At 57.2% G+C, this 17,387-nt stretch carries 22 protein-coding genes; 18 read left to right on the top strand and 4 right to left on the bottom strand.

What is annotated here, in order from left to right; all coding sequences use genetic code 11:
• Positions 1-219 precede the first annotated feature (219 nt).
• The 3 genes from KIN_RS21640 to KIN_RS21630 all read left to right on the top strand — a co-directional run bounded on the left by KIN_RS21640 (position 220) and on the right by KIN_RS21630 (position 2,316).
• Positions 220-990 (top strand): helix-turn-helix transcriptional regulator, encoded by a 771-nt coding sequence (locus KIN_RS21640; protein WP_243145009.1) that lies wholly within the window; start codon positions 220-222, stop codon positions 988-990.
• Complete coding sequence (locus KIN_RS21635) at positions 987-2,051, top strand: fatty acid desaturase (protein ID WP_159811099.1); 1,065 nt, start codon at positions 987-989, stop codon at positions 2,049-2,051. Before KIN_RS21640 ends, KIN_RS21635 begins: the two co-directional genes overlap by 4 nt.
• Before the next feature lie 61 nt (positions 2,052-2,112).
• Positions 2,113-2,316 carry a hypothetical protein gene (locus KIN_RS21630; protein WP_159811097.1) on the top strand — a complete coding sequence of 68 codons (204 nt, stop codon included), beginning with the start codon at positions 2,113-2,115 and terminating at the stop codon, positions 2,314-2,316.
• Here KIN_RS21630 and KIN_RS21625 read toward each other — a convergent pair.
• Entirely contained in the window at positions 2,313-2,885 is a 573-nt protein-coding gene (locus KIN_RS21625; RefSeq protein WP_159811095.1) for a hypothetical protein, read from the bottom strand. The two genes, KIN_RS21630 and KIN_RS21625, sit on opposite strands and share 4 nt — an antisense overlap.
• Positions 2,886-3,019: 134 nt before the next feature.
• Here KIN_RS21625 and KIN_RS21620 point away from each other — a divergent pair, with 134 nt between their 5' ends.
• The 15 genes from KIN_RS21620 to KIN_RS21550 all read left to right on the top strand — a co-directional run bounded on the left by KIN_RS21620 (position 3,020) and on the right by KIN_RS21550 (position 15,077).
• Positions 3,020-3,367, top strand: coding sequence for a hypothetical protein (locus KIN_RS21620; protein WP_159811093.1), 348 nt, complete (start codon positions 3,020-3,022; stop codon positions 3,365-3,367).
• Positions 3,306-3,962: a lytic transglycosylase domain-containing protein gene (locus tag KIN_RS21615; protein ID WP_306439020.1), complete on the top strand. Its 657-nt coding sequence runs from the start codon at positions 3,306-3,308 to the stop codon at positions 3,960-3,962. The genes KIN_RS21620 and KIN_RS21615 overlap by 62 nt, the downstream gene beginning before the upstream one ends.
• Before the next feature lie 13 nt (positions 3,963-3,975).
• Entirely contained in the window at positions 3,976-4,275 is a 300-nt protein-coding gene (locus tag KIN_RS21610) for a TrbC/VirB2 family protein (protein WP_159811091.1), read from the top strand.
• Positions 4,275-4,553, top strand: coding sequence for a VirB3 family type IV secretion system protein (locus tag KIN_RS21605; RefSeq protein ID WP_159811089.1), 279 nt, complete (start codon positions 4,275-4,277; stop codon positions 4,551-4,553). The genes KIN_RS21610 and KIN_RS21605 overlap by 1 nt, the downstream gene beginning before the upstream one ends.
• On the top strand, positions 4,543-6,924 hold the full coding sequence (locus tag KIN_RS21600; protein WP_159811087.1) for a VirB4 family type IV secretion/conjugal transfer ATPase: 2,382 nt from the start codon (positions 4,543-4,545) through the stop codon (positions 6,922-6,924). Before KIN_RS21605 ends, KIN_RS21600 begins: the two co-directional genes overlap by 11 nt.
• Positions 6,921-7,100 carry a hypothetical protein gene (locus tag KIN_RS21595; RefSeq protein ID WP_159811085.1) on the top strand — a complete coding sequence of 60 codons (180 nt, stop codon included), beginning with the start codon at positions 6,921-6,923 and terminating at the stop codon, positions 7,098-7,100. Before KIN_RS21600 ends, KIN_RS21595 begins: the two co-directional genes overlap by 4 nt.
• A 128-nt stretch (positions 7,101-7,228) precedes the next feature.
• Positions 7,229-8,203, top strand: coding sequence for a lytic transglycosylase domain-containing protein (locus KIN_RS21590; protein ID WP_373281694.1), 975 nt, complete (start codon positions 7,229-7,231; stop codon positions 8,201-8,203).
• Positions 8,200-8,964, top strand: a complete 765-nt coding sequence (locus tag KIN_RS21585) for a type IV secretion system protein (RefSeq protein WP_159811081.1) — start codon at positions 8,200-8,202, stop codon at positions 8,962-8,964. The genes KIN_RS21590 and KIN_RS21585 overlap by 4 nt, the downstream gene beginning before the upstream one ends.
• Positions 8,961-9,359, top strand: coding sequence for a hypothetical protein (locus tag KIN_RS21580; RefSeq protein ID WP_243145008.1), 399 nt, complete (start codon positions 8,961-8,963; stop codon positions 9,357-9,359). The genes KIN_RS21585 and KIN_RS21580 overlap by 4 nt, the downstream gene beginning before the upstream one ends.
• Positions 9,359-10,372 carry a TrbL/VirB6 family protein gene (locus tag KIN_RS21575; RefSeq protein WP_159811079.1) on the top strand — a complete coding sequence of 338 codons (1,014 nt, stop codon included), beginning with the start codon at positions 9,359-9,361 and terminating at the stop codon, positions 10,370-10,372. The genes KIN_RS21580 and KIN_RS21575 overlap by 1 nt, the downstream gene beginning before the upstream one ends.
• Positions 10,369-11,034: a VirB8 family type IV secretion system protein gene (locus KIN_RS21570; protein WP_159811077.1), complete on the top strand. Its 666-nt coding sequence runs from the start codon at positions 10,369-10,371 to the stop codon at positions 11,032-11,034. Before KIN_RS21575 ends, KIN_RS21570 begins: the two co-directional genes overlap by 4 nt.
• Before the next feature lie 3 nt (positions 11,035-11,037).
• Positions 11,038-11,769 (top strand): TrbG/VirB9 family P-type conjugative transfer protein, encoded by a 732-nt coding sequence (locus KIN_RS21565; protein WP_159811075.1) that lies wholly within the window; start codon positions 11,038-11,040, stop codon positions 11,767-11,769.
• 3 nt (positions 11,770-11,772) lie between these two features.
• Complete coding sequence (locus tag KIN_RS21560; protein ID WP_159811073.1) at positions 11,773-13,197, top strand: TraB/TrbI/VirB10 family type IV secretion system protein; 1,425 nt, start codon at positions 11,773-11,775, stop codon at positions 13,195-13,197.
• 90 nt (positions 13,198-13,287) lie between these two features.
• Positions 13,288-14,268: a P-type DNA transfer ATPase VirB11 gene (virB11, locus tag KIN_RS21555; protein ID WP_159811071.1), complete on the top strand. Its 981-nt coding sequence runs from the start codon at positions 13,288-13,290 to the stop codon at positions 14,266-14,268.
• Positions 14,269-14,645: 377 nt separating this feature from the next.
• The gene (locus KIN_RS21550; RefSeq protein ID WP_159811069.1) at positions 14,646-15,077 is read left to right on the top strand and encodes a hypothetical protein; all 432 of its coding nucleotides are present in this window, start codon (positions 14,646-14,648) and stop codon (positions 15,075-15,077) included.
• 240 nt (positions 15,078-15,317) lie between these two features.
• Here the strand turns inward: KIN_RS21550 and KIN_RS21545 are convergent, their stop codons facing one another.
• The 3 genes from KIN_RS21545 to KIN_RS21535 form a co-directional block, all read right to left on the bottom strand.
• Positions 15,318-15,620 carry a type II toxin-antitoxin system RelE/ParE family toxin gene (locus tag KIN_RS21545; RefSeq protein WP_159811067.1) on the bottom strand — a complete coding sequence of 101 codons (303 nt, stop codon included), beginning with the start codon at positions 15,618-15,620 and terminating at the stop codon, positions 15,318-15,320.
• The gene (locus KIN_RS21540; RefSeq protein ID WP_306439019.1) at positions 15,617-15,850 is read right to left on the bottom strand and encodes a type II toxin-antitoxin system ParD family antitoxin; all 234 of its coding nucleotides are present in this window, start codon (positions 15,848-15,850) and stop codon (positions 15,617-15,619) included. Before KIN_RS21540 ends, KIN_RS21545 begins: the two co-directional genes overlap by 4 nt.
• Before the next feature lie 164 nt (positions 15,851-16,014).
• Entirely contained in the window at positions 16,015-17,271 is a 1,257-nt protein-coding gene (locus KIN_RS21535; RefSeq protein ID WP_243145007.1) for a type IV secretory system conjugative DNA transfer family protein, read from the bottom strand.
• Between the last annotated feature and the right edge of the window lie 116 nt (positions 17,272-17,387).

Genomic DNA, 17,387 nt, shown 5'->3' with positions numbered 1-17,387 from the left:
AAGTCGGAACTTCAGAAAACCTGACCTGGAAACCCCCGACTTATCCGATCGGATAAGTCGGGGCTGGATTTCGGCACTCGCCATGGCGGAGTTCCCAAGTCTTTCATGCGGCCATGACGGATCATCTTGAGAATTCTCCGACCGCAATTGCGCCATCCACCGGTGTCGCTGCGCGATCGTCCACCCTCGGCGCCTCTTTCGGACAAAGGTAGACCAACCATGTTTTCGTTGGACGACACGCTCCTGCCGATGGCCAAGTCCAAGGACATCGAAACAGTCTGGTCGACACATGGCCGCGCGATGCGTGCGCTTGGCTTTGATCGGATGGTCTACGGTTTCACGCGATTCCCGATCCACGGTCGGAATATCGGCGTCGGAGAGGTGAACGACGCACTCGTTCTCAGCAATCACAGCCCGGATTACATGGAATATTTCGTTGGCAAACGAATGTATCTGCACGGACCGATGACCCGCTGGGCCTCAGAGAATGAGGGAACTTGCAGTTGGCGCATGATCGCGCAGATGGCAGAGGCACAGACCCTGTCCGCGGATGAGTTGGAGGTGATCCAGATCAATCAACGCTTTGCGGTGACCGCGGGCTACACCATCAGCTTCCACAGCGGGACGGATACCACAAAGGCGGCAATCGGCCTCGCCGCGCGCCGTGGACTTTCGCAAGACGATGTGGAGCAGATCTGGGCCGCACATCATGCGTTCATCGAACTCAGCAGTTATCTCATGCATCTGCAGGTCAGCCGCCTACCTCACAAATCCGGCCTGATCCACCGGTTAAGCCAGCGCCAGCAGGAGGTGCTGCAATGGGCAGCACAAGGCAAGACAGGGGACGAGATGGCACAGATCATGGGGTTGACCCGGGCCACGGTGGAAAAGCATCTCCGCCTCGCCCGTGCCGCGCTCAACAGCACAACCACGGCCCACGCTGTCATGAAGGCGTCATCAGCCAACCTGTTTCTGTCGATGAAGCCATGAATGACACAAGAGAACTCAAGCATGATAGGGTGTCCGGAGCGCGCTCACCGCAAGACTGGGTTCGATGCCTCGCGCGATACCGGGACCCTCTCCCCCGGAAGACCGCCTGGAGCCTCTGCAACACTCTGGTACCCTTCGCCCTGCTCTGGTTTTGTGCTTGGTCTGCACTCACGGTAAGCCCGTTGTTGGCCTTAGCATTGTCGCTGCCAATTGGGTTCTTCCTGATGCGCATTTTCTGCATCCAGCATGATTGCGGACATTTTGCGCTGTTTCGCACGCGCCCGGCCAATACCTGGACAGGACGCATTCTCTCGCTTTTGACGTTCACGCCCCACGGGCTCTGGTGCCGGATGCATGGCGCCCACCATGCGGGGCATGGCAATCTGGACGCTCGCGATCTGGGAGAGGTGCTGACCTTGACCGTCTGGGAATACGAGGCGAAATCGCCAATTGGGCGGCTCGCCTACAGGGTTTACCGCCATCCTCTTTTTCTCTTCGGGCTGGCGCCGTTTCTGCTCTTCTTCATCAAGTACCGCCTGCCCTTCGGGCTCTGGCGCGACGGGCGATGCTGGGCCAGCGCAATGGGGCTCAACTTGAGCCTTGCTATCTTGATCAGCGCCATGGTTGCCCTCGGTGGCTGGGCACCGGTTTTCGTCATCTTGTTCCCATCGGTCCTGGTGGGGGCGACGGCAGGCGTGTTGACGTTTTTCGTGCAGCATCAGTTCGAAGAAACCTACTGGGCGCAAGCACAGGACTGGCAGGTGCACGAAGCAGCGCTTGCTGGCTCCTCCTATGTGGATTTGCCACGCTGGCTCGCGTGGTTCACCGCCAATATCAGCGTCCACCATGTCCATCATCTTTATGCACGCATTCCGTTCTACAGAATTCCGGAGGTTCTGCGGGACTATCCCGAACTGCGCGAAATCAACCGAATAAGTCTGCGAGAGAGCCTTCGGTCCGTTCGCTTTCATCTTTGGGATCCGCAGCGCCAAAAGATGGTCAGCTTTTCCGAAGAGGGACAACGTCGGGCACTGTCGGCAAAGGTCCGAGCGCCAGTCTAGGAAGATGCGACAAACCAATTGACCCGTCGCAATTGCTGCGCCTGACAATCTGAGGAAGGCCATGAAAGATCGCCTGACACGTGCCGTACCGATCCGGGAAGGCTACATCCTGCGCGATAGCGAGGAGGTGTCGGTGTGGCTCGATCACGAATGGAATACAGGGCTGCAGACCCGAAGTTGGCTTGTGGATCCAGAGATGTTGGGGAACACAGAGGTCCAAGAGCGTGAAATCATGGGGATAATGTATGGCATCTGGTCGCCTTAATATCTGATCCAGTCAGAATGGGACATTTTGCCGTCGATGTCACTGTACTCAAGGATGATGCCGCGGCTGCGAACAGGGCCGTGATCAGCTAAAACCGGGCTCGCAATGCTCTGACCATTCTCAGTTATAAACTCCTTCGGCCACGGGCTGTGTCGCCGATGACCACTCGAAAGAAGTTTGCAGTCCTTGCTGTCGGCCTCGCAGGATCGGATCCGCCAGGTCCAGCGCCGCGCCTTTTGCGCATCTTCGACTGACCAACCCGACCACCAGATTACCCGCGTTCGCTCCAGCCACGCAAAATCCGGTATGGCGGTGTATTGGCGCCGGATGGCTCCTGCGCTCGGTGTCTCCGAGGAGGCGCTATAGCTGCAAACTCCAAAAGGCGGCTTACTTGGCCAAGGCGTCACACGCCGGATCATTTCCGTATGGGCCGCCGCACACACAGCGCTTTCTGGAAATCCGCCCGCCATGCAGAGCAAAATCGCGCAATCCATATCGTAAGCTTTGGCCGGGATAGTACCCGTCAGAAAAAAACTCGTGCAGAGTGTAAGTGATAAGTTTCGCAGCATGGGCTCGCTCCGTTTCGAGGGATGATGAGCACATATCTGCTGAAAATATACATTGCGCAATATTACATATTGCAAAGTGGTGTCTTTGCGCGCTTTCTTGCAACGTGTAGAAGGGCTGCCAGTGGGGGAGCCCGATGCCGATCAAGAAACATCAACTTCTGATCACGATTGATGGGGTGAAAGACCTCATCGCATCGGAACGTGCGTTTCGCTGTCGGTACGAGCGTGTCGGGGTCACCGATGATGGCAAGCCGCGTTACCAATGCGTCTACCTCTGCGAGGGAGAACCGGAGTCAGTTCTCGTTTCCACAAGGTTTGGACCTCACGGGCCAGAGGCCCGTCTGTTTAATATCTGGCCGGGGTTGTTCAAACACCATCGGGAATTCGGCGATGGTCGGCCTTTGTGCTTTGATCGTGACTATGACATCACCTTCGATGCCGATGGCCGAGGCGATGATCTTCCGGAGCGACGGAAACCTTAGAACCACCGCGGGATGGGTCGCCCATGAGCCAGACAATCTCCAACATGCCCAAAACTACACGAATACAAAGAGCGGCCAGACGAAGAGTGGCGACCGAAACCGAGTCCTGCGCGCCATTGAAATCACCGCTGCACGCTACGCACACAAAGAGATCCTGCAACGTCTGTCCCTATCGTCGCCAAACTGGCACTATCTCTTCCGCGCGCTGATCGAGGCAGAGAGCCTCTATCGTTCGGACGCAGTCAGCGCAAAAGGTGCAGTGGGTTTGGGTCAACTCATGCCCGCCACGGCACGGGCCCTGGACGTTGATCCCAAAGATCCAGAGCAGAATCTCGACGGCTCGGCCCGGTATCTCCTTACACAACTGAGACGTTTCCGTGACATTGACCTTGCCTTGGCCGCATACAACGCCGGGCCCACACGTATTCGCACCTACGGGCAGGTGCCGCCCTTTCCGGAAACACGGCGGTATATCGCGAGGATCCATCGGATACGGGCCCGCTTGGCCCTTTCGGGCCTGGAGCTTCTCCGGCCGCTGTCGCCTCAGCAAAGACCCTCCATACCAAGAGTAACAACCGTCGAGCAGCGGCACTGAAAGGGACTTGATCATGCAAAGACATCGACAGGGCCGTTTCAGTGCCACGACCCGATTGATAGTCATCGCCGGATGGGCCGGGCTCTTCGCAGTGCCGGGCGCGGCACAGGACCTCTCGCCGATCCAGAACATGCTCGAGACCGTCGAGGCTTCACTGACCGGCCCCATTGGGGTTGCAGTGTCCACGCTCGCCGTCATCTGCACCGGCTTCCTGTGCATGATGGGACGGCTGAACTGGGGCTGGTTCGCCTCTGTTGTGATCGGGATCGTATTGATTTTTTCCGCAGACACGATTGTCGGAGGGTTCACCTGATGGCCGAACGCTCGCCGCTATTTCTAGGTCTCGCTCGTCCGCCCAAGTATCTGGGTCTTCCCGTCGGATATCTCGTTGTGCTGGCACTCGGCGTGGTACTGCCGTTTATCTGGACCAAGTCCTTGATCTTCTTTCTCATCGGTATGTCGGCATATCCAGTCCTCTGGTTTGTCGCGGACAAGGAGCCCCATTTCTTCGAAATACTACGGGTCTCTTATGGTTCAGTGCGCGCCACGCGCAACCGATCGCTCCATGGGGGCGACAGCTATGACGCTTGACGGAGTGCGGTACGGACAGCCCAATGCAACCTTGCGGGAGATAGCTGGCCCGGCACTGGGCCGAGAGAGCCATCTTGCTACACATCTGCCATTTATGGTTTTCGCCAAACCCGATGTCATGGCGCTGCGAGAGGGTGACTTGATGGCGACACTGCGCCTTGACGGCATCAACTCACTGACAACCCCCGATCAAGACCTGGACGCCACACGCCGGGCGGTCGCTGGCGTAGTTGCCCAAACCGGCAATCTCTACGGGTTCTACATTCACCGGCTCTCCATTCCACAGGATGTCACCCTCAAATCCATCGAAGGCAATGGGTTTGCGGCCGAGATTGATCGGCGCTGGCAAGCCCATGTCGGCGGTCTCGACCTGAAAACACCACAACTCTATCTCAGCATCTTGCGGCGGCCCGAACCGGGAGCGCGGGTCCCGCTTCTCGGGGCCTTCGCAAAGCGGGTCTGGATAAAAGATCGGGCAGCGCGCGCCCGGGAGCTCGACGAGGTGGCCGGTTTCTTCCAGACGGCTCTCGCGGCGGCCAAGCCCGCGCGTCTCGACAACTCAAACGGCGAGTGGCTGGGCTATCTCGGCGCTTTGCTCAGCGGTCAATTCAACCCTATTGCAACCCCAAAAGCGCTGCTGCCCCTCGCCCACGGACTCGGATCCTCCCGGGTCACTTTCAATGAAGATACCGCGCGGATGACCTGCGCAGTAACAGGCCAAACGCGGTTCGGTGCGCTCTTCAGCCTCAAGAGCTATCCGGCCCTGACAGATGTCTCGCTTCTCGATAGGCTCGATCTGCCGCTCGATGTGGTTTTGACCAACTCATTCACACCGATTCCGACCAATATCATGGCAGAACGCATTCAGCGGATCGCTCGCCAAATGCATGCCTCCGATGATGCGGCAGTATCCCTCCGTGATCAATTGCTGGAGGCCGCAGACGATCAGGAAGCCGACCGCATCGCCTTCGGCGATCATCATCTCTCCATCGCGGTTTACGCCCCGGATCAGCCAACGCTCGAACAGGCCGCAGCCGAGATCAAGCGTCTGGGCCAGGAAATCATGGGGGTTATCGTGCGCGAGAAGATTGCGCTCAAGGCCACCTACTTCGCGCAAGCGCCGGGCAACTTCACGTACCGCGCACGGAAGACACCCATCTCGACAATCAATTTCGCGGATTTTTCCGCCCTCCACGGATGCACGCCGGGCCGACCAGATACCGAGACACCCTGGGGATCCCGCCTGACCGTTTTCCCGACAACAGGCACGTCCGGGTACAACTTCAATTTCCACGAGGCGGGTCCTGTAACCCGGGAACCGACTGTCGGTCATACCCTTGTGCTGGGCCGTACGGGCAGCGGCAAGACGCTCACGACGGCTTTTCTCGCCGCGCAATCCCAACGCGTGGGCGCCCGGCTGTTCTTCTTCGACAAAGACTGTGGCCTCGAAATGGCAATCCGGGCTTTGGGAGGACGCTACAACGTTATCCGTGCCGGCATTCCGACCGGGCTTAATCCGCTTCAGACAGAAACCGACGAACGTGGTCGAGCTTGGCTCACAGACTGGCTCGCAACACTGCTGTCTCGAGATGGCAACTTATCCAACGCCCAATCCCGTAGTATTCAAAATGCCGTCGTGCAAAATGCGCAGGCAGGTCCACAGCTCCAGCACTTCACCGCGTTTCAGACGCTGTTCCAATCGCTCGATGACAACGAAGAACTCCAGGCCCGCGTGAGCGCATGGTCCCCCGGAGGTCGCTTCGGGTGGGTCTTCGATGACCCGCCTGATGATGGCGCTCTCGATCTGCACGATGACATCGTTGGATTTGACATGACCGAAATCCTCGACATGTCGACCGAACGCATGGCGGTTCTCACCTACATCCTGCGCCGGATTGAACGGATTGTGGAAGATCGGCGCCCCACGCTTATCGTTCTCGACGAGGCGTGGAAGCTGCTTGATGATCCGTATTTTTCGAACCGTCTCGAGAATTGGCTCGTTACGCTGCGAAAAATGAACTGCGTCGTTGTAATGATGACCCAATATCCCAGTCAGTTGCAGGATGCCAAAGTTGGCAAAACCATCGCCGAGACTGTTCCAACGCAAATCCTATTTCCCAACGACCGTGCCAAACCAGAAGACTACGATTTTCTGCGCTTGAACGAAAAAGAAGCCGCGTTGCTCACCCAACCGACCGCTGGTCAACGTATCGCACTGGTCCGATCAACAGACGATAGCGTCTTTGTGGATACAGACCTTTCCGGGCTCGGCTCCCTCCTTCCGCTCTTGGGCGGTGGTCGGTCAGGGGAAGCTCAGGTAGGCCATGATTGGCGGAGCAATCCGGAGTTCTGGAGGCGCATATGCGAATGATCTTCCTTCTCTGGACAACCAGCTTGGTGGCCTGCACGCAGTATACAGACGCCACGTCACCCTGCTTGGGCGAAGGTACCGGCTCCCCTCGCGAGGGTGCCAATACTGCGATCCTGCCATTTGTAGCGCCGCCGACAAAAGATTGCATGTTCGAAGAGATCGGGTTGATCCCATGAAGTCACATGCGTTTCTCTCACTGCTTTTCCTCTGCACAGCATCTCAAGCACACGCACAAGGCGTGCCCACGCAGGACAGCGCCGGCCTCGCTCAATTGTCGGCAATTCACTCGACACTGGGGAAAGATATGAAAACACAAGACAACAAGTCTGACACAGGCGGCAGGCTGTCGGCCGTACAATCCGATCAGTTGGATGTGCTGGACGCGATGTCTGTAGCACTCTCTGGCCCAGGCCTTGATATTCGCGCACTCGAGGGGCATACGGACTTCCCTGCGGGTGCGATCTATCCCACCGCCGATACGCATCCTATGGACAGCCGCCTCTTTGGCGAGGCCCGAGAAACCATCGAAATGATGATGGTCAAGGTCGCGGAGGAATATGCAGACGCACCAGGCGTTCGCCGCGCAGGACTTACCCCCACCCAATGGCGTTGTCTGTTTCAGGCGCTCATAAAGCAGGAAAGTCGGTTTAGCGTTTCGGCTGTAAGCCCGGTCGGCGCCTACGGTTTGACGCAGCTCATGCCGGGCACTGCCCTGGATATGGGGGTGGATCGCCATGATGTGATGGATAATCTGCGCGGTGGCGCGCGCTACATCACGATGCAGCTGGAGACATTCGGCAACGTTCCCCTTGCGTTGGCCGCCTACAATGCCGGTCCCGCGCGGGTCCAGGACTACGGTGGCGTACCCCCTTTCGCTGAAACTCAGAGCTACGTGCGAAACATCTCCCGGTACTATAATTCATATCTGGAGACTATCGGGGGAGCGGATGCGCTTGGCACCTTGTCCCCGTCCGACATGGCGCTCGCAGAGTATAGCAACATCTCGGATGCGACACTTAATTATGCCGCCGACGCTCGGGCGAAGATCGAGCAGGTCTTAAATCGCCTGACAATCATTATTCGGCAGATCGACGAGATGCCGGACATCAAGCGAGCATTTGAACTCAACAGCTACGCCAAAGCCGAGATCGGCCGCATTCTTGCGTCGAGGATGCGTCTCATGGCTGCCAGCCATCAGCAGACGGCGTCTCGAACCCTACATCTCGCCGCAGATCACCAGGCCGAGCGGCCCTTCATGGCAACAGGAGAGATCAGATGAAAAACAAGGTTTTCGGAACGGCACTTGCAACACTCCTCGCGGGATCACAATCGGTCGCTCAGGGTGTTCCAACATTTGACAGCTCTCAACTCCGCCAGCTGGTCTTGCAACTCGAACATATGGCGGAGGATTTGAACATTCAGCTGCAACAATTGACGACCATGCGCGATGACCTCGAAACGCAGTTGAGCCAACTGTTGAACCTGGAGGGACAGCTTGCCTCACTCACCGAGGGCAACGAGTTGGGGCAGCTCTTTGCTACGGTCCAGGAGTTCAATCGCCTGCGTGGTAAATTGGCTGCACCGCTCGCCACCGCGGAGGCTTTGTCCCGCGGGGATTTTGTGAGTGGCTTTAAGCCCAATGCAGATTTAACGGCAGCGGCCGAAAGCGTGCTCGCAGGCACCGGTCTCACGCAAGATCGTCTGACATCACTGTCAGAGAGCGAAGAGCCCGCCGACAAGCGGATCGCGACCCAAGCGGGCTCCAGCACGATGTTGTCCGTCGCAGCCCAAGAAAGCCATGCCGAGGCCGGCGAAAGCCTCGGACGCCTGGAAACCATGGTCGGCCTGATCGATGATCAGGACGGAATGAAAGCCGCCGTTGATCTCAACACGCGTGTCTCGGCAGAATTGGGGATCATCCTCACCCAAATATGGCGGCTCGAGGCGACCGCTGGGGTCACGGGCGGACAGCTTGGTGTTGTCGATGCGGCCACACTCGCCGACGAACGAAAATTCCGATCAATGGAGGTGCCGGAATGATCCGCTCGTTTACTGCGCCCTGTGCCGCGATCACCTTCGCCTGGCTTCCACTCGTCTTCAGCACCCAGATCTCGCAAGCCGAGTTCAACTCGATGGCTCAGCCAGCAGAAAATTTAACTGAGTGCAGAGCACCTCGCCCCCCAAAGGCACTCGCAGACACCGCCTACATCCGCAATGGATATCGCGCCATCTTGCAAATCCTGGCCGCAGAGCGATGGGAAGAGACCGGTGACTGTACCTGCCATCTGCGTGAATTCACCTGGCAGGACGTGGTCGAACAATCACAAGAGTTCGTCACATCCGACAATCCCCGACTGCCCTTCGATGTGGTCGCGCTAAACAATCGTGCGACGAAGGCCGAAGCGGCGCGCAGTGCCGCCTGTAAGACAAATTGATGGGGATCATCGCAGATATTCTGACCCAGGTGGATGAGGCAATCAACACTGTCTCGGAGAACGGATTTGTCGCATCCGCTGGTGCGGTCGGAGACGTCTTGTCGGCGGGATCAGTGCTTCTATTGATTCTTCTCGGCATTAATGTGGTCCTACAACTCAGGCCGATGACCTTTGGCAGCAGCTTCGCCTTCGGCATCAAGATCACGTTGATCGCGATATTCGCGCAAAGCTGGGATAACTTTCAAATCGTCTATCGGATCATCACCGAAGTCCCAGACAGCGTTGGTGCATCCATACTCGCCCTTACCGACACCGGCACCGAAGCGGGCGTCTACGAGAGCCTCGACAGCATGGTGAGCCGGATCACGGCCTACGGTGACGCAATCGGCGATCGTGCAGGCTGGGTGTTTGGAGCAGTCCTCGGCGCTATCTTTTTCGTCTTGTCTGCCGTTTTCGCAGCCGTCACCGCCGGGATCATCGCTTATGCGCGGATCGTGTTCACCCTCATGATCGTCATCGCTCCGTTCATGATCCTGACGTCGCTCTTCAAACCGACTCAATCCCTGTTCGAAGCCTGGTCGCGCGCGACCATCGGCTACGCGCTTATGCCAGTCGCTGCAGCAGGCGCTGCCGGGATCATCGTGGCGATTGCCGAGGCAATTGGCGAGACGTCTGCAGATCCGGATGCGGTTGAGACAGTCGGCCTGATCTTGCCATTCCTTGTCATTCTGCTTCTTTCCGCTGGCGTGATGGCCGCCGTCCCCTTCATTGCGTCGAATCTCACCGGCGTTATGGGAATCGCCTCCAACGCGGCTGGCCTGACCGGCTTGGCCCGGCGCGGTATGGTCAATACAGGCGAATACGGGACAGGTGGCGCGGGACGGGTTCTGACCGGTCGGACGCCCTACGAACTTCGCCAGGATATCAGCGGTGCCGCAACAAAGAGCAATGAATTGATCCGTCGTACGCCCGCTGCGGCGCTCGCGCTCACGAAATCCTTCCGGAAGACATGACCCGAACCACGTTTGATCAGGATGCCTTCGAGGCCGATGTCATTTTCGGCCCAAGGCGGCGGGAACGCTTCGCCTATTGTGTTGCGGCAGCGGGTGCCGTCGTAGGCGTGCTGGGCTTTGCGGGTGCTGTCACCTTATTCCCATTGAAGACCGTGGAGACGGTCGTGGTCGTCGTAGACAAGGAGACCGGCGAGATGGACCGCGTCGTAGCCGTCGAAGCGCTCAGCGTCGATGAGAGCGACGCAATCATCCAAGCCAATCTGGTAGCCTACGTGGATGATCGTGAAACCTACGATTTGACCGATAGCGAGGAGCGTATCAATTCCGTTCTGCAGCGCTCGGACAGAGATGCCGCCCGAAGCTTGCGAGATCTTTGGTCTTCCACCAATCCAGACTATCCGGTCGCCATCTATGGCCGTAATGCCAAGATTGAGGTCGTCATCCGGTCGGTGAACCAGATCGAGCCCGGCGTGGCTCAGGCGCGCTTTACGAAGAGCCTTCGCACCCCTCGCGACACCCGTGTGATCACCCGGCCTTATGTCGCAACCATCGCCTATGAATTCCGCCCGGAAACCCGCCAACGGTTGCAAGAGGTGTGGGCCAACCCCCTTGGGTTCGTTGTGACCTCTTACCGGGTTGATGCCGAGACTCTGGAGAACTGACCGATGCCGCTGCGCGCAATATTCTTATTTTTTCTCTCTGCCATTGTCGCGGCCCCTGCCCTGCCCGAAGCAACGCCCCGAGGCGGACCAAAAGATATCCGCATCCGCTACGCGGCCTATGACATGGACCAGGTCTTCCGGATCGAGACCGATCTCAGACATTCAACGACAATCCAATTTGGCGACGGCGAACGGTTCGAGGCCGTGATTGTGGGCGACACGGAGAGCTTTCAGGTCGATCCGATCCCGGAGCTCGGCAATATCCTGACAATCAAACCCCATGTGCAAAACGCCTCCACCAACATGACTGTGCTTACCAACCGCCGCAGCTACGCGTTTCATTTGCGCGAAGGATCGATCCCTGGCCGCACCGGCATGTTTTTCGAGGTGCGGTTTCGCTATCCTGAGGACGAGCAACGCGCACGTTCAAGAGATATACAAGCCAAGGAGTTTGAAGCACCGCGCAGCTATACCTACAAGATCGCAGGCGAAGGTGATTTCCGACCCGTTTCTGTCTCCGATGATGGGCGGTTCACGTATTTCACGTTTCAGGAGAACGGCCGCCAGCCGGCGGTCTTCAAAGCTGACGCGCAAGGTCGTGAGCGGACAGTGAACTGGACGCAGAACGGTAATACGGTCCGGGTGTCCGGCGTCAACGAATTCTGGACGCTGCGGTTGGGTGAAGACGCGCTTTGTATCTACCGCGACAGCTCTCCTATTTATGTGAGCAACTGAACGATGGCAGATGATCCCGACCTCAAAAAGCGCCTCGACACATTCAGAGCTTCCCGCCGGACCAAATCGCGCCCCGGGTTCGGGATCACGGCTCTGGCGCTTGCTCTAGGCTTCGGCGGTGCGGGCGTTGCATATTTCTTCGCGACTGATCAGCGAATGGAAACAGATCAACTACAGACGTCTGATGTCGCGCCATTCCAGAATGATCGCCTCCGAACGGGCGGACGGCTGGAGTTCCCAACCGAAGAGGCCAATGAGCGCGTCGACGACGCGCTAATTGCAGTAGAAGAGGCGCTCGAGGCCCCGTCGCCTATAGCTCCGATAGCAGATCCAAGTGAGGACATTCTCGCAGAACTTGAGGAACTGCGGGCGGCTGTTGCGGCAGCTCAGGCTGACCGCAACGCTATGATCCAATCCACCGTTACCGAACTTCGGGATGCTTTTGCGGATCAGACCGAAATCCTTGAAGCGGCCGTCGCAGATCGAGATGAAAAACTGGATGCTCTGGAGCGCGAAACCGAAGCACGTCTGGCATCGCTTCAAAACCTTCTGGATGCCGAGCGTGCGCAGCGAGAGGCGGTGGAAGCGGAGCGAGCGGATGAGGCGCGCATCCGAGATCAACAGCGCCTGGACAGCCTGCGTCAGCAAGAACAACAGCAGCATCGCCTGACGGAACAACAGGCAGAAGACCTGCTAGTGGCCCAAATCAGATCGCCTTCGGTGGTCTATTCCACGGCAGCGGCGACAGGAGCTTCGGGTGCAAGCGGTCCCGAGAAAGGTGCCGCTCGTGACGGAACATCCCTGACCGAGAACGAAGCCTATCTTCGCAATGCCGCCCGCCCCCTTGAAATCGAGGAAGCCACCCGCATGGACCGCCCGGACCAGACACTTGCGCAAGGCTCTGTCGTTCAGGCAGCACTGCAAACCGCGATCAACAGCGATCTTCCGGGCAATGTCGTGGCGGTCGTGGCGGAGCCGGTCTACGCATTTACTGGCGATATTGTATTGATCCCAAAGGGATCGCGGCTGTTCGGCCAGTACAGGTCCGGCATAGAGGTCGATCAAAAGCGAATCCTGATCCTCTGGACCCGCATTCTGACGCCAGACGGCGTGTCGATGCAATTGGCATCGGTCGGGGCAGATCAACTTGGCCGGTCAGGCATGACTGGGCTGGTGGATACCAAATTCGACGAACGGTTTGGTGGAGCGGCGTTGATCTCGATTATAGGAGCGGGGCCGGCGATTGCCGCGAACTCAGCGGAAGACGACGTAACACGCGACGTTCTGGAGGAGGTCGGATCGGATCTCGAAAACGCAACAGACTCCGTCATCTCCGATCAAGTGTCGATCTCGCCTACAATCTATGTCGATCAAGGCGCGATGGTGACAGTGATTGTCGACAGGGACATCATAGTCCCGAGACAGTAGGCATTTGTATGTACTCCAGACCGAACAAGAGCGCGTTCACGTTGCTGGTTCTCGATCGGGATATCCGAGCCGGTCAGAGTCTAGCTGCCCATGACTGATCTGCCTGCCTCCTACCTCGAGCAATACCTCGAACCATTTCGGGATCTGGTCTTGCGAGCAGACGTCGTCGAGCTCGCGATAAATCCTGATGGTGCGGTCTGGATCGAATGTCAGGGTGCCGGTGCCATGGAGCCGATCAATCGCAAAATCGAACACCATACTGCCGCCAATCTGGCTGCTAGTTTGGTCGGTGATGCGCGGGCCAAGGTCTCGGAAAATTCGCCGCTGGTGTCAGGAAAAATTGCGTATGGAGGCCGCCCCTTGCGTATCCAGGTTGTCGTTCCGCCAGCCGTCGAGCAGGGAGCAGCAATCTCGATCAGATTGTTTGGCATCGGCGACCAATCCAAGTTTGAACCCCAATATCTGTTTAGCGAGGCGATCTCTCTGGAAAAGGCCCGGCTTTCGACGCTCGATGAACTCGCGTCGCTGGCGGAAATAGATCTGCCGAAAGCGCTGGATTTGCTTGTGAGACGGCGCTTGAACGTTCTCGTCAGTGGCGGCACGTCGACGGGCAAGACCACTTTCGCGAGGTATCTGCTTCAGTCCGTACCAAGCAAAGAACGCTTGATCACAATTGAGGACGCGTTCGAGTTGTTTCCAGCACAGTCAAACACTGTCTGCCTTCTGGCTGAACGATCAACGACTTCCACGCGCTCCGCAAGCGCCCTTCTGCAGGCGAGCCTCCGCATGCGTCCGGATCGTATCATTTTGGGTGAGCTGCGCGGCTCTGAAGCCCTCACATATCTGGAAGCCATCAATACCGGCCATGGCGGGTCGATCACAACCATTCATGCCGAAACAGCCGAGCTTGCTATTGATCGCTTGGCTCTCATGGTGCTTCAAGCGGGCACACCTCTCACATTTGCAGAAGTTCAAACCTACATTCGAAAATCCATCGATGTCATTATCCAGCTTGGACGATCGGAGGGACGGCGGGGCATCACGGAAGTTTTGATAGTGCGGAGCGGGTGACTTTATGGCTTCCAAATGAGCGAGCTTAGAACGTCTCGTGGCGTTAGTTCGGCCAAGAGTGCGCGTGCGGTACACCTTTCCCAGAATAAGTCGTATCACATGACAACGATTGGACCTGTCTTACTTTTTTACCGCTGCTTTGTTGCAGTAAATGCTATCAAAAAGTGCGGTATCAAACCGCCACAGATCCATGATCTCAGCTAATACAATCGAGCTCAACCGTGTAGGATTGCAAGCATACGTTCGCCGCCTCAGGAAACAGCCGTCGAAAGTGGCCATAGACATGCCGCTGTATACAGCACTATGCCGACATGATTGACGTTCTATTAGCGCAGGCATATAGCGAGATTACGCCAATCAGCAGAGAAGTTGGAAAAATGAAAGCCACTCAGAAACTTTTGAAGACAGTAGAACGCGCGCTGGATGACGCGTATGAGCTTGGTATGAAGGACGGCATCGCCAAGGGGAAAACAGACGCACGGGAAGAGCTTCTGTCGGTCTTGAGCCCCGGTAAAACCAGCGCTAAGCCGGGTTCAAAACCCCAAGCGAAAAAACCCCGCAAGGCGAAAACAGCGACACCCAAAGGTCGTAAGCGCGCGCCACGCGGCACGGCACGCACCTTGGTCGAACGCGCCATAGAGAAGGCCGGAAAAGGCAACGGCGTTAAGATCGCCGATATTTCTGCGACCGCCGAGAATGATCTGGAAGCAATGGTCAAAGAAGTCTCGCTGCGCGCCGAATTACGCAAAGGCACCGATGACGGGCGCTACGCCAACAGCGACGGCATGTGGTTCAAGGCAGAGAGGTAAGCAGCTGACTACAACTCGAAAGTACGCCAAAATTTAAATTCGGCGCACGTTATGAGAGACCGATGCGTCAACTCTTTATTCTACCGAACATAGTAGAAGATCAGGTCCCGCTTCTATGCTGCAGGTCATCCAGAAAATCACCTTTTCCAGTCATTATCATCTGCTGCGTAGTTCACTTCAACTTGCGCTATGAACTGTCTTATTAGAACACGGCTGATCTGTAGTTTAAGCGTCTTAAGACTATTCTGTTGCCAAATACACCGCCCAGTTTGTACGGCCATGCACAACACGGATAACCTCAATGGTCGTATCGTCGAATACATAGATAATGACATGCTTTCGGAAGGTGTGGATGCGCACAGGCGGGTCAAATTCTGGGCGTAGCCGAGCCAATTCGGGAAAGTTGGCCAGGGTAAGAAACACTTCGCCTATGTCATGGAGATAGCGCTCGGCTTGAGCCCTAGACCAAGTTTCAACAGTATACTCCCATACAGAGGCGAGATCGACCTCAGCCTCCGGACGTAAGAAGATCTTGCGCGTCACTTCCGAGGCTCGGCAACCTTACCCGCTATAAAGCGCGCCATGCTGAATTCTTTCGCTGGACCACTTTCGCGACCTTCCTTGATCAATTGCTGAAGCTCGGCGATCGAGGCTTCCCGCTCTTGATCCTTGCGAATAAGGTCTCGAATGTAGTCGCTTACATTGCTGTAACGCCCATCTTTCGTGCGTGTTTCGGCCCAGGACTTCATCGGATCAGGAAGAGATACATTCATTGTTGCCATGACGCCAAACTGCGCGGAATGGCAAAGTTTGTCAAGAAGGACCGTGAATCCGGGCTTCATTCATTGTAAAGTTTAACCGGATCAATCACGGCAGTAAGCAATAGGGCAAACGCCTGACTCAATCAGGCGCGCGTCTTTGAGAACTCTTCACTTCCTCACTCCTCCCCAAGCAATTGGTCAACAAAATCTTCCTGCTCCTGAAACACCTTCTGCCATTTTTGCGGGACGGGCGCCGCCCGATCAGAAGTTTCAGGCCGTGGTTCTTGGGCGCCAGTATGTTTCGGGTGGACCTGCATCGAGCGCGCCGGTCGAAGTTGCGCATGTCCGTCGGTTTGAGCGCTGTCTTCGCGGTCTGTTTCCATCGCAGATGCGGCGGCGTTACCATCCAACCAGGGCCCGCCCCCGTCCACACGCGGGGGGTAGGGAAAATCCCGCCCCATTTGGCGGTCGACCATATTCATAAAAATGGGATCTTCGAAATACTTGATCCGTTGTGCACGGATCGGGTGCTGCGGTGAGGCCAGAACAATCACATCATCCGGATCCATTGTCCGGGCTTCGGTCTCGGACAGAAGTGGCCGCTCCTCCAGCCGGGCGGAAGTCGAGGTTACACCGAAAAGCCCTTTGTTGCGCCCATACGTTCGGGTGACGGCTTCACGGGTTGTGCTGCCGACAGCGGTCGACACTTCACGCACCGTTCGCTGGTCCCGCGGCGTTATATAGAGTTTGAGTCCGGCCCCGTTTTCGAGGCTTTCGCGTCCTTCGGGACCGTAGATTCGGTCAAGGGCGGCAAGGGATTGCGCGATCATCGCGACCCGGCCCCCGTAGCTGGCCAGCGAATGGATTGCACGTTCCAGATAGGGCATTGCACCCATCTGCTGGAACTCGTCAATCATGATCATGACGGGCCAGGGCTCGTCCGGGCCTGGTTCGTTCAGCCTCAGGCTGGCAATCAGATCGGCAAACATAAGCCGCAGAAGCGGGGCCAAGGTCGCGATATGATCCTCGGAGACCGCAATATAGAGTGCGTGGGGTTTCTTGCGGAACTGATCAAACATGAAATCGCTCGCCTCGGTCGCGGTCCGGACCGCCGGGTTGTCCCATTGTTTCAGACCAGCTGTCATCAGAGCCTGAATATTGGACGTCAGAAGCCGCGACGACGCGCTGGCCGCATTGATCCAGAGTTCCCTGACGGTGGGTTCAACGGCCTCTTCCGCGTAGGCGCTGTACTGAGCATTCTTGTAGTCGCCGCCCGTGACGATCTTGTTGACCTCGCCCAATGTCGCGCGCCCGCGTTGGATCGCCAGAAGGCAGGCGGCGACGAAGATGGATTTCCCCGCCTCCGAAAACGTGTCCAGTGTCTTATTGTCCTTGTCGAGGAAGAGATCCGCAAGGATCGACCGTATTGTCAACTTGATGACACCATGCTGACAGAACTCCTTCGCGCGCGGATACGCAATGGGATAGCTTGGGTTGTCCCTTTTGATGGGGCTGAACGAGAGGTCATATCACGTGCGCTGGTTTCGTC

This window comes from Litoreibacter roseus (genome assembly GCF_009811795.1).
Lineage (GTDB): Bacteria > Pseudomonadota > Alphaproteobacteria > Rhodobacterales > Rhodobacteraceae > Litoreibacter > Litoreibacter roseus.
The sequence above is the reverse complement of the archived record's forward strand: the minus strand, read 5'-3'. Positions and strand labels throughout refer to the sequence as shown.